This window comes from Variovorax sp. KBW07, from assembly GCF_003852515.1.
Lineage (GTDB): Bacteria > Pseudomonadota > Gammaproteobacteria > Burkholderiales > Burkholderiaceae_C > Variovorax.
The window spans coordinates 63,852-78,280 of record NZ_QAJK01000071.1 but is presented as its reverse complement, the minus strand read 5'-3'; the positions used below and the strand labels follow the sequence as shown (position 1 = coordinate 78,280).

The 14,429-nt window shown below is 66.6% G+C and carries 11 protein-coding genes; 7 read left to right on the top strand and 4 right to left on the bottom strand.

Features of this window, described 5'->3' with window-relative positions:
- Positions 1–97: 97 nt before the first annotated feature.
- The 6 genes from cysW to DBV14_RS15645 all read left to right on the top strand — a co-directional run bounded on the left by cysW (position 98) and on the right by DBV14_RS15645 (position 7,541).
- Entirely contained in the window at positions 98–991 is an 894-nt protein-coding gene (gene cysW, locus DBV14_RS15670; RefSeq protein ID WP_124460076.1) for a sulfate ABC transporter permease subunit CysW, read from the top strand.
- Between the two features lie 88 nt (positions 992–1,079).
- Positions 1,080–2,177 (top strand): sulfate/molybdate ABC transporter ATP-binding protein, encoded by a 1,098-nt coding sequence (locus DBV14_RS15665; protein ID WP_124460075.1) that lies wholly within the window; start codon positions 1,080–1,082, stop codon positions 2,175–2,177.
- On the top strand, positions 2,174–2,677 hold the full coding sequence (locus DBV14_RS15660; RefSeq protein ID WP_124460074.1) for a disulfide bond formation protein B: 504 nt from the start codon (positions 2,174–2,176) through the stop codon (positions 2,675–2,677). Before DBV14_RS15665 ends, DBV14_RS15660 begins: the two co-directional genes overlap by 4 nt.
- A gap of 280 nt (positions 2,678–2,957) precedes the next feature.
- Positions 2,958–4,112 carry a macrolide transporter subunit MacA gene (gene macA, locus DBV14_RS15655; RefSeq protein ID WP_124460073.1) on the top strand — a complete coding sequence of 385 codons (1,155 nt, stop codon included), beginning with the start codon at positions 2,958–2,960 and terminating at the stop codon, positions 4,110–4,112.
- The gene (gene macB, locus DBV14_RS15650; protein WP_124460072.1) at positions 4,109–6,109 is read left to right on the top strand and encodes a macrolide ABC transporter ATP-binding protein/permease MacB; all 2,001 of its coding nucleotides are present in this window, start codon (positions 4,109–4,111) and stop codon (positions 6,107–6,109) included. Before macA ends, macB begins: the two co-directional genes overlap by 4 nt.
- A 58-nt stretch (positions 6,110–6,167) precedes the next feature.
- Entirely contained in the window at positions 6,168–7,541 is a 1,374-nt protein-coding gene (locus DBV14_RS15645; protein ID WP_260397058.1) for an efflux transporter outer membrane subunit, read from the top strand.
- Positions 7,542–7,557: 16 nt separating this feature from the next.
- On the opposite strand, the gene DBV14_RS15640 is transcribed toward DBV14_RS15645, so the two are convergent.
- The 4 genes from DBV14_RS15640 to DBV14_RS15625 form a co-directional block, all read right to left on the bottom strand.
- Positions 7,558–8,250, bottom strand: a complete 693-nt coding sequence (locus DBV14_RS15640) for a mobilization protein (protein WP_124460071.1) — start codon at positions 8,248–8,250, stop codon at positions 7,558–7,560.
- 92 nt (positions 8,251–8,342) lie between these two features.
- Positions 8,343–9,644 (bottom strand): type II toxin-antitoxin system HipA family toxin, encoded by a 1,302-nt coding sequence (locus DBV14_RS15635; protein WP_124460070.1) that lies wholly within the window; start codon positions 9,642–9,644, stop codon positions 8,343–8,345.
- Positions 9,641–9,961, bottom strand: coding sequence for a helix-turn-helix domain-containing protein (locus DBV14_RS15630; RefSeq protein ID WP_124460069.1), 321 nt, complete (start codon positions 9,959–9,961; stop codon positions 9,641–9,643). Before DBV14_RS15630 ends, DBV14_RS15635 begins: the two co-directional genes overlap by 4 nt.
- A 76-nt stretch (positions 9,962–10,037) precedes the next feature.
- Positions 10,038–10,799 carry a hypothetical protein gene (locus tag DBV14_RS15625; protein ID WP_124460068.1) on the bottom strand — a complete coding sequence of 254 codons (762 nt, stop codon included), beginning with the start codon at positions 10,797–10,799 and terminating at the stop codon, positions 10,038–10,040.
- Between the two features lie 114 nt (positions 10,800–10,913).
- Between DBV14_RS15625 and smc the strand changes: the two genes are divergently transcribed.
- Entirely contained in the window at positions 10,914–14,429 is a 3,516-nt protein-coding gene (gene smc / locus DBV14_RS15620; RefSeq protein WP_124460067.1) for a chromosome segregation protein SMC, read from the top strand.

Sequence of the window (14,429 nt, the reverse complement as noted above, 5' to 3'; positions counted from 1 at the left end):
GTGTCATTCGCACGCGCCCCGAACAAGTGCCCGCGAACCCAAGCCAGCCGAACAACGAACAACAACCCGCGACACAGCGCGCGGAAGAGCCACAGAGATGAGCGCCCCGTCAAAAATCATTCGCCGCGCACAAGCCGGCACCACCGAAGCCGCCTGGGTGCGCTGGACGCTCATCGGCATCGCCCTCGCGTTCATGTTCCTGTTCCTCGTGCTGCCGCTGGCCGCCGTCGCTACGGAAGCGCTGCGCAAGGGCCTTTCGGCGTACCTCGATGCGCTGAAGGAACCCGACGCCTGGAGCGCCATTCGCCTCACGCTCATCACCGCCGCCATCACCGTCCCGCTGAACCTCGTCTTCGGTGTGGCCGCCGCCTGGGCTGTCGCCAAGTTCGAGTTTCGCGGCAAGGCCTTTCTCACCACGCTCATCGACCTGCCGTTCGCGGTGTCGCCGGTGGTCGCGGGCCTGATCTACGTGCTGGTGTTCGGGGCGCAGGGCTGGATCGGCCCGTGGCTCGCCGAGCACGACATCAAGATCATCTTTGCCGTGCCCGGCATCGTGCTGGCCACCGTGTTCGTGACCTTTCCGTTCATCGCGCGCGAACTCATTCCGCTGATGCAGGCGCAGGGCACCGACGAAGAGCAGGCCGCCATCGTGCTGGGCGCGACGGGTTGGCAGACCTTCTGGCGCGTGACCCTGCCCAACATCAAGTGGGGCCTGCTGTACGGCGTGATTCTTTGCAACGCGCGCGCCATGGGCGAGTTCGGCGCGGTGTCGGTGGTGTCGGGGCACATCCGTGGGCAGACCAACACCATGCCGCTGCACGTCGAAGTGCTCTACAACGAATACCAGTCGGTGGCCGCGTTTGCCGTGGCCTCGCTGCTGGCCATCCTGGCGCTGGTCACGTTGGTGATCAAGTCGGTCATCGAGTGGCGCCACGAGCGCGAAATGAAAGCCATTGCCGAGCTGCCGCCTGAGCGGCCTACGGAAGCTTGACAAGTTCCGGGGTAAGTAGAGAACCCTCACCCCGACCCTCTCCCCAAGGGGAGAGGGCGTAATCAGACGAAGACACAGGCAGAGATCCATGAGCATCGAAATCCGCAACATCAGCAAGCAGTTCGGCGACTTCCGCGCGCTGCGCGACGTGAACCTCGACGTGGAGTCGGGCGAACTGGTCGCGCTGCTCGGCCCCTCGGGCTGCGGCAAGACCACGCTGCTGCGCATCATCGCGGGGCTGGAAACGGCCGACGCGGGCAGCATCCTGTTCTCGGGCGAAGACACCACAGACGTGCACGTGCGCGAGCGGCAGGTGGGCTTCGTGTTCCAGCACTACGCGCTGTTCCGCCACATGACCGTGTTCGAGAACGTCGCCTTCGGCCTGCGCGTGAAGCCGCGCAAGGAGCGCCCGAGCGACGCGCAGATCAAGGCCAAGGTGACCGACCTGCTCAAGCTGGTGCAGCTCGACTGGCTGGCCGACCGCTACCCGTCGCAGCTGTCGGGCGGCCAGCGCCAGCGCATCGCGCTCGCCCGCGCGCTGGCGGTGGAACCCAAGGTGCTGCTGCTCGACGAGCCCTTCGGCGCGCTCGATGCCAAGGTGCGCAAGGAACTGCGCCGCTGGCTGCGCCGCCTGCACGACGAGCTGCACGTCACCTCGATCTTCGTCACGCACGACCAGGAAGAAGCGCTCGAAGTGGCCGACCGCGTGGTGGTCATCAACAAGGGGCAGATCGAACAGGTCGGCTCGCCGCAGGACGTGTGGGACAAGCCCGCGAGTCCTTTCGTGTACGGTTTCCTGGGCGACGTGAACCTGTTCCACGGGCGTGCCGACAACGGCCAGGTGCAGCTCGACGGAATGCGGCTCGATTCGCCCGAGCACAGCGGGGCGCGCGACGCCAAGGCCATGGCCTATGTGCGTCCGCATGACCTGGATGTGACACCCTACGTGTCCGGGGCCACCGGCATCGTCGCCACGCTGTCGCGCGCGATTGTTGTCGGACCCACCGCAAGGCTGGAACTTGAGCCCACCGAATCGAATCCAGATAATCCGGGCTCCGGAACCATCATCGAGGCGCAACTCCCTGCGCAACAGTTCCGTGACCTGGGCTTGAAGGAAGGCGACACCGTCGTCGCCAATCCACGCAAGGCCAGGGTGTTCGTAGAAGAAGATTGGGTATCTCCTTGATCGATTGGTACTTCGGCGCGCCGCGCCGCGCGTATGGGCTGATCTGCCTGGCCTGTGTCCTGATGCTGGCCTTCGGGCTCTACCTGCAGCACGTGGTCGGGCTCGAGCCTTGCCCCATGTGCATCGTGCAGCGCTATGCGCTGGTGCTGGTGGCGTTGTTCACGGGGCTGGCCGGGGCGTTTCGCAGCCGCGGCTTGCAAATTACCGGTGGCCTGCTGGCGCTGGTGTCTGCCATCGGCGGCGCCTACACGGCGGCGGCCCAGAGCTGGCTGCAGTGGTATCCGCCTGAAGTCGTGTCCTGCGGGCGCGACCTGTACGGGATGATCGAAACCTTCCCGCTCAAGCGCGCGCTGCCGATGATCTTCCGCGGCGGTGGCGACTGCTCGAAGATCGACTGGTCGCTGTTCGGCCTGACGCTGGCGAACTGGTCGTTCATTGCATTCACGGTGCTTTCGCTGTTGCTGATCACGCTGCTGGTGCGCTCGCGCCGCGCGCGCTGAGCACCGCCCGGCCTCCTTCTGTTTGGCGCGTGGCAGCACGCCACGCCGCACCCGGTACACCCGGCATATCCGATTTGCCTCGCGGCCCGAAAGGGCCGGCGAGGCTTTTCTTTTCCCCCTCGGGCCGCGAAAAAAGCCCCGGGATGCGTGAACCCCTTTAGCAGGCCTTAAGTTACGGGGGATACGATGGAATTCACTCCCCCCGAATCTTGCTTGCCGGCAGGGCCGCAGAACCCCAGGCAGGCATCTTCGGCAGCGTGTTCCACTCCCACCTCATTGCATGCCAAACACCCCTCCGCGACGATCGCGCAAGCTCCTTGCCGGTATCGCCGTTCTCGTTGTCCTGGCCATTGCCGCCTCTTTCTGGTTCCGCCCCGCCAAGAAGAATGACTACCTGACCGCCACGGTGCAGCGCGCCGACCTCGAGAACGCGGTGCTCGCAACCGGCGTGCTGCAGGCGCTCAAGCAGGTCGAGATCGGCGCGCAGGTCAGCGGGCAGCTCAAGTCGCTGAAGGTCGTGCTCGGCCAGACCGTGAAGAAGGGCGACTGGCTGGCCGAGATCGATCCCGTCATTCCGCAGAACACCCTGGCGCAGGAACAGGCCAAGCTGGAGAACCTGCAGGCGCAGAAGCTGGCCAAGGAAGTGCGCGTCAGGCAGGCCGACCTGTCGTGGGCGCGCCAGCGCGAAATGCTCGCGCAAGACGCCGCGGCGCGGCAGGACATGGAAAGCGCCGACGCCGAGCTTCGCGCGCTGCGTGCCGACGCGGTGTCGCTCGATGCGCAGATCCGCCAGCAGAAACTGGCGCTGGCTTCGGCGCAGACCAGCCTGTCCTACACGCGCATCGTCGCGCCCATCGACGGCGACGTGGTGTCCATCAGCACGCTCGAAGGGCAGACCGTGGTGGCCTCGTTCCAGGTGCCCACGCTGATGAAGCTGGCCGACCTGTCGACCATGACCGTCAAGGCCCAGGTGTCCGAGGCCGACGTGGTGCGCGTGCGCCCGGGGCAGCCGGTGTACTTCACCATCCTGGGCGACCCCGACAAGCGCTACCACGGCACGCTGCGCGCCGTGCAGCCGTCGCCCGAGAAGATCAACAACGCGGTGTTCTTCAATGCGCTGTTCGACGTGCCCAACCCCGACCGCACGCTGCGCGTCGACATGACGGCGCAGGTCGCGATCATGCTGGGCGAGGCCAAGCAGGCGCTGACGGTGCCGCTCACGGCGCTCGGTACACGCGACAAAGACGGCCGCCAGGAAGTGCGCGTGCTCAAGGCCGACAACAGCGTCGAAAAGCGGCAGGTGCGCGTGGGCATCAGCAACAACTTCCAGGCCCAGGTGCTCGAAGGCCTGAAAGAGGGCGAGAGCGTCATCACCGGCGATGCCTCGGCGCTGGAAAAGGCCGACGACGGCAACAGCAAGGGACAGCGCCAATGACGCAGGCGCCAGCCGGCCAGCCGCTGCTGACCCTGCGCGGCATCGGCCGCAGCTTTCCTTCGGGCGACGAGGAAGTGCAGGTGCTGAAGGGCGTCGACCTGGACATCGGCAACGGCGAAATGCTGGCCATCGTGGGCGCGTCGGGCTCGGGCAAGTCGACGCTGATGAACATCCTCGGCTGCCTCGACCGGCCCAGCACGGGCACCTACACCGTGTCGGGCAAGGACATCGGCACGCTCGACAGCAACGCGCTGGCCGAACTGCGGCGCGAGCACTTCGGCTTCATCTTCCAGCGCTACCACCTGATGCAGCACCTGACGGCCACGGGCAACGTCGAGGTGCCCGCCGTGTATGCCGGCACCGATGGCGAAGCGCGCGACACGCGTGCGCGCCAGCTGCTGGCGCGGCTGGGCCTGGGCGACCGCACCGAGCATCGGCCGAGCCAGCTTTCGGGCGGCCAGCAGCAGCGGGTGAGCATTGCGCGCGCACTGATGAATGGCGGCCAGGTCATCCTGGCCGACGAGCCGACCGGTGCGCTCGACAGCAGGAGCGGGCAAGAGGTGATAGCCATCCTGCGTGAGCTGCATGCCCAGGGCCACACCATCATCATCGTCACGCACGACATGCAGGTCGCGAGCTGCACCGAACGCATCATCGAGATCGCCGACGGCGTGATCGTGGGCGACCGGCCGAACGTGCCGACCGTTGCGGCTCCCGCGCAGACTGTGGCGGCCGACGATGCACCGGCCATCAACCCCATCAACCAGCCCAAGCTGGGCATTGCGCGCTTCAGCACGGGCTGGGCGCGCTTTGCCGAGGCCTTTCGCATGGCGTGGCGCTCGATGATGGCGCACCGCATGCGCACCGCGCTGACCATGCTGGGCATCATCATCGGCATCACCTCGGTGGTGTCGATCATCGCCATCGGGGAGGGGGCCAAGCGCTTCGTGCTGTCGGACATCAGGGCCATCGGCACCAACACGCTCGACATCTATCCGGGGCGCGACTTCGGCGACGACAAGGCCGCCAGCATCCGCACCCTGGGGCCGAGTGACCTACAGGCCATAGCAGCCCAACCCTTTGTGCACAGCGTGACGCCCACCACCACGCGCAGCCTGCGGCTTCGCTACCGCAGCATCGACATCAACGGCAATGCCAATGGTGTGAGCGACGCTTTCTTCCGGGTGCGCGACATCCAGATGGCCAGCGGCACGGCCTTCAATGCGAACGACGTGCGGCAGCAGGCGCAGGTGGTGGTGATCGACCAGAACACGAGGCGCAAGCTGTTTCCCGATGGCACCGATCCGATCGGCAAGGTCATCCTGGTCGGCAACCTGCCGTGCACGGTGATCGGTGTGTCGCAGGACAAGAAAAGCATGTTCAGCGAAAACAAGTCGCTCAATATCTGGCTGCCCTACAGCACGGGCGCCGGCCGCCTGTTCGGGCAGCAGCACTTCGACAACATCACGGTGCGCATTCGCGACGACCAGCCGACCAAGGCCGCGGAAGACAGCATCGTCAAGCTGCTCACCATGCGCCACGGCGGCAAGGATTTCTTCACCTTCAACATGGACAGCATCGTGAAGACGGCCGAGCGCACGAGCCAGTCGCTCACGCTGCTGCTGTCGCTCATTGCAGTGATCTCCCTGGTGGTGGGCGGCATCGGCGTGATGAACATCATGCTGGTCTCGGTGACCGAGCGCACCCGCGAGATCGGCATTCGCATGGCCGTGGGCGCACGCCAGAGCGACGTGCTGCAGCAGTTCCTGACCGAAGCGGTGCTGGTGTGCCTGGTGGGCGGGTTGATCGGCGTGATGCTGTCGTATGGCATCAGCTTTGTGTTTTCGCTTTTCGTGAAGCAGTGGGAAATGATTTTTTCGATAGGTGCCGTGGTGTCGGCCTTCTTGTGCGCCACGCTGATCGGCGTGTTGTTCGGCTATTTGCCCGCGCGCAATGCAGCGCGGCTGGACCCGATCGAGGCACTGGCCCGTGAGTAACGCCATCAACACCAACAACGCGCGTCCGGGTTCCGGTCTTCGCCTGTGCGTGGCCGCCATCGCATTGGCGCTCGGCGGGTGCACGCTGTTCCAGCCCGAGCAGCGGGCACAGCGACCGATCGAAATGCCGCAGGCGTGGCAGCAGCAATCGCCGTCGTCTGCCTCGCAGTCCGCCGCGATGAATGCGGCCGCGATGCCCGAGGCGCGCTGGTGGACCGCCTTCAACGATGCGCAACTCGACACGCTCATCGACAGCGCGCTGCGTACCAACAACGACCTCGCGGCGGCAGGCATTCGCGTGCAGCGCGCGCAGTTGCAGGCCGGCCTGGCGAACACCAACCTCGCGCCCGGCGTGACGGGGCAGGTGCAGGCGAACCGCACATTCGACCTGAAGCGCGGCGGCACGGTGATCTCCGCGTCGACCTCGCAAGTGACCTTGAACTACGAACTCGACCTGTGGGGGCGGCTCTCCGCGTTGCGCAGTTCGGCCGACTGGGAGCTGAAGGCGACCGAGTCCGACCGGCAGGCCGCGGCGCTGGCGCTTGTGGGCACCACGGCGGAGCTCTACTGGAAGACCGGCTACCTGAACCAGCGCATCGCGCTGAGCGAGGCCGGCATCGAAGACGGCCGGCGCATTCTTGCGCTGGTGCGCGTGAAGTACGCGGCGGGTGCCGTGTCGGGTCTCGACGTGGCGCAGGCGGGCCAGAACCTCGCGAGCCAGGAAGCGGCACACACGCAGTTGCTGCAGCAGCGTGTCGAGGCGCGCAACGCACTGGCAATCCTGTTCGACCGGCCGCCCGAAGCGATGGCGGCGGAGCCCGCGCAATTGCCGACGGCCGATCTGCCGACGATCGATGCCGGGCTGCCGGCAAGCCTGCTGGCCCGTCGTCCCGATCTGCGCGCGGCCGAGCAGCGCCTGCGCAGGTCGCTGGCCGATGTCGATGCCACGCGCACCGGCTTCTATCCGACGCTGAGCCTCACGGGTTCGCTGGGCACCTCGAGCAACGCGCTGGGCCAGCTGCTGAGAAACCCGGTGGGCACGCTCGGTGCGGGCCTGGCGCTGCCATTCCTGCAATGGAACACGGCGCGGCTGACCGTGGCCGTTTCGCAGGCGCAGTACGAAGAGGCTGTGCAGGGCTTTCGGCAGTCGCTCTACACCTCGTTGTCGGAGGTGGAAAACGCGCTTTCGTCGCGCACGCAATTGCGTGACGAAAGCGAGAAGCTGGTGCTGGCGTTGCAGCAGGCGCAGCGCGCGGAAAAGCTGTCGGAGGTGCGCTACCGGGCCGGCGCGACGGCGCTGCAACCGGTGCTCGACGCCAAGGACAGGCGCCGCGGCGCCGAGGTGTCGTTGGCCCAGAACCGCATGAACCAGCTCAACGCGACCATGACGCTCTACAAGGCCCTGGGCGGGGGCGCGGTCGTCACGCAGTAGCCAGCCAGCCGGGAAACTACAGAGGCAAGGTGTCGAACGCGGCGTAGACCGTGGCCAGCCACGACTTCACGCGCTGCCGCTCCAGCAGGCCCAGCGCATGCACGCCTTCGCGGTCGTGCACGGCCTTCCAGAAGCTGGTGTTCTGCGCATCGATCTTTCGCATGCTGGCCTCGTGCAGGCGCGGCAGGGCAATCACCCGCGCGCCGTTGGCAGTGGCCTTGGAGAGCGACTGGGAGCCCAGCAGCATGCCGAAGTCGCTGCCGCGTCCGTAGTTCTGCACCACGATGTAGTTGGGCCGGTTGCCGAAGGTGTCGATCAGCGAGCCGAGCAGGTCGGTCGAGTCCTTGCCGTCGTCCAGCACGTGCCAGAAGTTGACGGTGACGCCGATCTCGGCGAACACGTCGAACAGGTCCGATTCCTTGATCCAGCGCGACAGTGGCGCCAGCGTCTGGGCCGCGAGGTCGACGATCACGCTTTGCTGCGGGTTGGCCTCGAAGCCGTTCACCACGGTGTCGAGGCCCTCGAAGCTGTCGACCACCACGGGCGAGGCAAAGCCTTCGTAGAAGCGGGTGAACGAGCTGTGCGAACGATCGGTGTCGAAGCCCGTGAACGGGCGGCTGTGGTCGATGAAGTACTGCGCCAGCACGCGCGCGGTGACCGACTTGCCGACACCGCCTTTTTCGCCGCCGATGAAATTGATGGAGCTCATGGGTCGCCTGTGTGATTGCGGAAAAGAAGAACGCAGAATACCTCGCAAATCGCGCGCCAGGCCGGGCAGGTCTCTTCGAAGCGTGCAGCCTGCTACTTGCCGCGCCTGGCCATGCCTTGCAGCAACGGGTGCGCTTGCAAGCGCTGCTGCAGACGCTTTTTCCATGGCGCGGGCAACGTCGAGCTTTCGATCATCTCCGGCCACAGGCTGCGCGCAAGCCGCGCCGTGTCGGCGACCACGCGCCGCACCAGTGGTTCGTGCAGCCCGGTCGAAAAGCAGAAGGCCCGCACGTTGGCGGGCGTGAACAGCGCCGTGCGCCTGGGCGTCGTACCCCCGTCGGGCGGCGCGGACAGCAAGGGCAGGGCGTGGCCTTCCACGCCCTGCATTGCCGCATAGGCCACGATGTCGTAAGCCGGCGCCAGCCGCGGCGCGATGCCGTCGGAGTACAGCACGCCGAAATTCTTGAGGTGGGCGTCGGGGTTGCCGAGCAGGTCGTTCACTGCGAGTCGGCGCACGAGTTCAAGCACCGCTTCTTCGCCCAGCGAAGGGAAGGCGCGCATGGCAAGCGCCATGTCGAGATAGCTTGCGCCGTACTTGCGCATCGGGTCGATCGCGAGCACCTGCGCGAAGTCCTCGAAATGGATGCGGCGCGCCCCTTCGCGGTCGAAGCGCGTGACCGCCAGGAACTCGGGCTCGTCGGGCAGCGCATAGCTGTGCTCGGCGGCAATGGCCGAAAGCGGCGCCAGTTCGGCGTGGCACACCTCCACGCCCGCGGCGCCCGCCATTCGCAGCGACAGCATTTCAAGCTGCGGCATGTGCGGCCGCCCGGCCACCGGCAGCTTGGCGATGACGCGGACGCTGGCGCCGGCCCGGGTGCGAGCGACATAGCGCCCGCCCTGGCGGCGCAGGCCCAGCTTGGGCTGCACGCCCGAGACCGAAATGCCCTGCGGCATGGGCAGCTCGACCACCGACATTTCGAGCGCGTCCTGGTCCTGCGTGATGAGCCGTTGCAGCGTGCCGCGATCGACCGACACGGGCCGCGCGCTCACGGCGCCGGGCAGGTCGCCACCGCAGGCCGCGAGCAGTTCGAAGTGGTCGTTCTCGCGGCAGCCGCGCAGCTGCGCGATGTGGCTACGCAGCACGCCTTCAGGCAGCAGGTTCTGGAAAAAGTTCGGGAGTTGGCCGCCCTGGGCGTTGAAGAGCGGGTTCTTGACGTCGCTCCACAGGGCCGACTGGGCCGTCGGGTCGCTGGCCAGCATCGACAGCGAAAGCACTTCTTGCGGCGGGTTGGCGACCAGCTCGGGTTCGGCCACGAAGCGGCACAGGTCCGCGTACTGGAACAGCTTGCCGAAGCGCCTGGCGCCCAGCGAGATTTCCAGGATCTTGACATTCATGGCGGCGAACGGCGCTTGAGGTAAGGCGGGGCAGCAGGGGCCTGCGCCACCGCATGACCGACGCGGGTGGCCACCGGGCGATAGCTGGCCGGGTCGGTGGCCGTGGTCTCGCCAAAGCCCTTGGGCACGAGCTGCAATTCGAGCGCCAGCGCATCGACCAGCGCGAGCAGGGAAGAAAGTTGCGGGTTGCCCCGCAGGCTCAGCGCATTGCGCACGGAGCGCTCGGTGAGCCCCGAACGCAAGGCGATCTCGGCGTTCGACAGGCCAGAGGCCTCGCGGCGTGCGGCCAGGGCGGTGATGAGTGCCTGTTTGTCCACGGAAAGATATTACCGCAAATGGCAATTTCGGAAATATGTTTCCGATCTGCCCGCTCCCATGCCGATGCCCATGAGCTTACTTGGGCACCAGCGTGAAGAGGGGCATGACCACGCCCATGATCCAGTTCTGGCCGAAGTCGAGAGCCGCCCGGCGGTACTTTTCGTCGGCCTGCGCGGCGAGCAGGTCGAGCCGCGCAATGATCTTCGACAGTTCGCGGTCGGCCACGAGGTTGCGGCCGCGCTCGCTGATCTCGGTGGCCAGCAGCAGCGGTTGGCCGTCGGGGCCGGTCTTGGAAGAGATCAGCCAGAGCGAGATCTCGAAATTGCGCGCCACCCGGTAGCTGTTCTCTGCGTCTACGCCGTCGATCATGGTCTGGTCCCAGGTGTTGCCGTTGGCCTGCTTGAGCATCGTGGTCCAGCCGTAGACCAGCGCCGCGACCCGGTCGCCCTGGTAGGCCTGCGGCCCGGTCTCGAAGGCCAGCCGGACCGCGTCGATGCCGCTGGCGCCGCGCAACTCGGGCAGGGTGCCGTCTTTCAGCACGGCGTCCCAGGTGCGCTGGACGGCTTCGTCGATGCTGGCGGCCGACTTGCGCCACTCGCGCGGGTTGCGTCGGTACAGGGTGTTCTGCACGCGCCGGACCGACTGCAGGTTGTCGCGCAGCGACAGATTGGCAATTCGGTTGGTGCCGGACTGCAGCCACTCCTGGTTGCCATAGGGCTCGGCGCGTTCGGTGGAGCGCAACGGCGAGCAGCCAGCCAGACCCAGCAGGGCGGCGGCGCCTGCCAGCAGGCAGGTGCGTCGTACGGCAAGAGGGGGTGAAACCGGGGAATCGCTCATGCCCTGACGTTATCATCCACGACTGGGGCGGCGGCCTGCTTCAAGCGGCGGGCCCGTGCAATTTTCCTTACAAATCAATACCTTGGGGCTACATCCAAGGCAGGCCGACAAGTCGTGCGTCTTAATTCCATCAAGCTTTCGGGCTTCAAGTCGTTCGCCGAACCCACCAACTTCCTGCTGCCGGGACAACTGGTCGGCGTGGTCGGGCCCAACGGTTGCGGCAAGTCGAACATCATGGATGCGGTGCGCTGGGTGCTTGGCGAGTCGCGTGCGTCGGAGTTGCGCGGCGAGTCGATGCAGGACGTGATCTTCAACGGCACGACCACCCGTAAGCAGGCCAGCCGCTCGAGCGTGGAGCTGGTGTTCGACAACGCCGACCATCGCGCCGGCGGCCAGTGGAACCAGTTCGGCGAAATTGCCGTGCGGCGCGTGCTCACGCGCGACGGCACCAGCAGCTACTACATCAACAACCAGCCGGTGCGCCGCCGCGACGTGCAGGACGTGTTCCTGGGCACCGGCCTCGGCCCGCGCGCCTACGCCATCATCGGCCAGGGCACGATCAGCCGGATCATCGAATCCAAGCCCGAAGAACTGCGCCTGTTCCTCGAAGAGGCCGCCGGTGTCTCCAAGTACAAGGAGCGCCGCCGCGAGACCGAGAACCGCCTGGGCGACACGCGCGAAAACCTCACGCGGGTCGAAGACATTCTTCGCGAGCTCAACGCCAACCTCGAAAAACTCGAGAAGCAGGCCGAGGTGGCCGCGCGCTACAACACACTGCAGGGCGAGGCCACCAAGAAGCAGCACCAGCTGTGGTTCCTGAAGCGCAGCGAGAGCGATGCCGACCAGGCCAAGATCAAGGCCGATTCCGAAAAAGCCATCAACGACCTCGAATCGCGCACCGCCGATCTGCGCCGCATCGAGTCCGAGCTCGAAACCGTGCGCCAGGCCCATTACGCGGCCGGCGACCAGGTCAACCAGGCCCAGGGCAAGCTCTACGAAGCCAGCGCCGAAGTCGGCCGGCTCGAAGGCGAGATCCGCTTCGTGGTCGAAGGCCGCCAGCGCGTCGAGCAGCGACTCGTGCAGCTGCGCGAGCAGATGGGCCAGTGGGGCACCCGCCGCACCGACGCCGAGACCGAGATCGAAACGCTGGCCGGTGCCGGCGTGGATGCCGAAGAGCAGGCCATTTTGCTGGCCGCGCAGCTCGAGGAGCACGACGCGCGCATGCCCGAGCTCGAAGAAGCCGTGCAGCGCGCGCAAGACGAGGCCAATGCCCAGCGCACGACCGTGTCGCAGGTGCAGCAGCAGATCCAGGTGCTGGCGGCCGACCAGCGCAACATCGAAGACCAGAGCCGTCAGCTCACGCAGCGCAGCGAACGCCTGCGCGCCGACCAGAACGCGCTGGCCGCGCCCGACGAGGCCCGCCTGCTCGAAATGCAGGAGCAACTGGCCGCCGCCCAGGAAGTGGCCAGCGAAGCCGATGCGCGCCTGCAGGAGCTGCAGGAAGCCGTTCCGCAACTCGACGACGACCGGCGCACGAAGCAGCAGGCCGTGAACACCGAAGGTGCGCGCCATGCCGAATACTCGGCGCGGCTCGAAGCGCTGCGCGCGCTGCAGGAAAAGGTCAAGACCGATGGCAAGCTGGCGCCCTGGCTCGCCAAGCACGGCCTCGATGGCCTGCAAGGTCTGTGGAGCCGCATCCATATCGAGCAGGGCTGGGAAAGCGCGCTCGAAGCCGCGTTGCGCGAGCGCCTGGGTGCGCTCGAAGTCAGCCGGCTCGAGATGGTTCGTGCCTTCGGCAACGACGCGCCGCCGGCCAAGCTGGCCTTCTACAGCCCGCCGTCCGCCGGTGCGCCGCAGGGCACGGCCACGCTGCCGCGCCTGTCGAGCCTCTTGCGGCTGAACGACGCCGGCCAGCAAGCCCTGCTGAACGACTGGCTCCACGGTTGCTACACCGCCGCCAGTTTCGAAGAAGCCCTGGCACAGCGCGCCACGCTGCAGCCGGGCGAGGTCATCTATGTGCAGAGCGGCCATGCCGTGTCTTCGCACAGCGTCAATTTCTACGCCCCCGATTCCGAGCAGGCCGGCCTGCTGGCCCGCCAGCAGGAAATGGAAAACCTGGAGCGCCAGCTTCGGGCCCAGACGCTCATCAACGAAGAAGCGCGCACCGCGCTGATTCGCGCCGAAGCCGCTTATGGCGACGCAGCCTCGCGCCTCGTGACCGCGCGGCGCGAAGCCGCCGACACGCAGTCGCGTGCGCACGAGCAGCAGGTCGAGACGCTGCGCATGACGCAGCTGGCCGAGCAGACCCGCGCACGTAGCGAACAGCTGGCCAACGACCTCGGCGAAGTCGATGCGCAACTCGAAGAGCTGCAAGAAAAGCGCATTGCCGCCGAAGGCCGCTTCGAAGAACTCGACATGCAGCTGGCCGACAGCCAGGAGCGCCACGCCCAGCTCGACGAGCGCGTGATCGATGCCGGCCGTGCGCTGAATGCCAGCCGCGAGCAACACCGCAGCCTGGAACGCCAGGCGCAGGAAGCCACCTTCTCGCAGCGCACGCTCGAAGCGCGCCGCGCCGAACTCAACCGCGCCATTGAAACCGCCTCGCAACAGGTGGTGGCCCTGACCGACGAAGACGAACGCGCCCGCGCCGAACTGAGCCGCCTGTCCGACGCCGCCGCGCAAGCCGGCCTGCAGGACGCGCTGTCGCTCAAGCTCGAACGCGAAACCGCGCTGGGCGCCTCGCGCAGCCAGTACGACGACCTCACGCTCAAGCTGCGCGCCAGCGACGAGCGCCGCCTGCAGCTGGAGCGCGAGCTCGACCCGCTGCGCCAGCGCATCACCGAATTCCAGCTGAAGGAACAGGCCGCGCGCCTGGGTGTCGAGCAATACCAGCAACTGCTGGACGATGCCGGCGCCGACCTCGAAGCGGTGGCGCTATCGATCGAAACCGACAAGGTGCGCCTGACAGGCCTTCAAAGCGAAATCGACCGCCTCAACCGCGAAGTGGTGGCGCTGGGCGCCGTCAACCTGGCCGCACTCGACGAACTCGCCATTGCGAGCGAGCGCAAGATCTTCCTCGATGCGCAATCGGCCGACCTGAACGAGGCCATCGGCACGCTCGAAGATGCCATTCGCAAGATCGACGCCGAAACGCGCGACCTGCTCGGCGGCACCTTCAAGATCGTCAACGAGCACTTCAGCCGCATGTTCCCCGAGCTGTTCGGTGGCGGCAATGCGCGCCTGGTCATGACCGGCGACGAAATTCTCGATGCCGGCGTGCAGGTGCTGGCACAGCCGCCCGGCAAGAAGAACCAGACCATCCACCTGCTCTCGGGCGGCGAGAAGGCGCTCACGGCCATTGCGCTGGTGTTTGCCATCTTCCAGCTCAACCCGGCGCCTTTCTGCCTGCTGGACGAAGTGGACGCGCCGCTGGACGACGCCAACACCGAGCGCTATGCCAAACTCGTGACCGCCATGAGCCGCGAAACCCAGTTCCTTTTCATCAGCCACAACAAGATCGCCATGGAAATGGCCGAGCAACTGATCGGCGTGACCATGCAGGAGCAGGGCGTGTCGCGCATCGTTGCGGTCGACATGGAGTCGGCGGCCTCGATGGTCGAAGCCGCCTGA

Excerpts from the sequence above, each read along its gene's own strand:
- cysW (WP_124460076.1), top strand. The coding sequence starts at position 98 with ATGAGCGCCCCGTCAAAAATCATTCGCCGCGCACAAGCCGGCACCACC.
- DBV14_RS15665 (WP_124460075.1), top strand. The coding sequence starts at position 1,080 with ATGAGCATCGAAATCCGCAACATCAGCAAGCAGTTCGGCGACTTCCGC.
- macA (WP_124460073.1), top strand. The coding sequence starts at position 2,958 with ATGCCAAACACCCCTCCGCGACGATCGCGCAAGCTCCTTGCCGGTATC.
- macB (WP_124460072.1), top strand. The coding sequence starts at position 4,109 with ATGACGCAGGCGCCAGCCGGCCAGCCGCTGCTGACCCTGCGCGGCATC.
- DBV14_RS15640 (WP_124460071.1), bottom strand. The coding sequence starts at position 8,250 with ATGAGCTCCATCAATTTCATCGGCGGCGAAAAAGGCGGTGTCGGCAAG.
- DBV14_RS15635 (WP_124460070.1), bottom strand. The coding sequence starts at position 9,644 with ATGAATGTCAAGATCCTGGAAATCTCGCTGGGCGCCAGGCGCTTCGGC.
- DBV14_RS15625 (WP_124460068.1), bottom strand. The coding sequence starts at position 10,799 with ATGAGCGATTCCCCGGTTTCACCCCCTCTTGCCGTACGACGCACCTGC.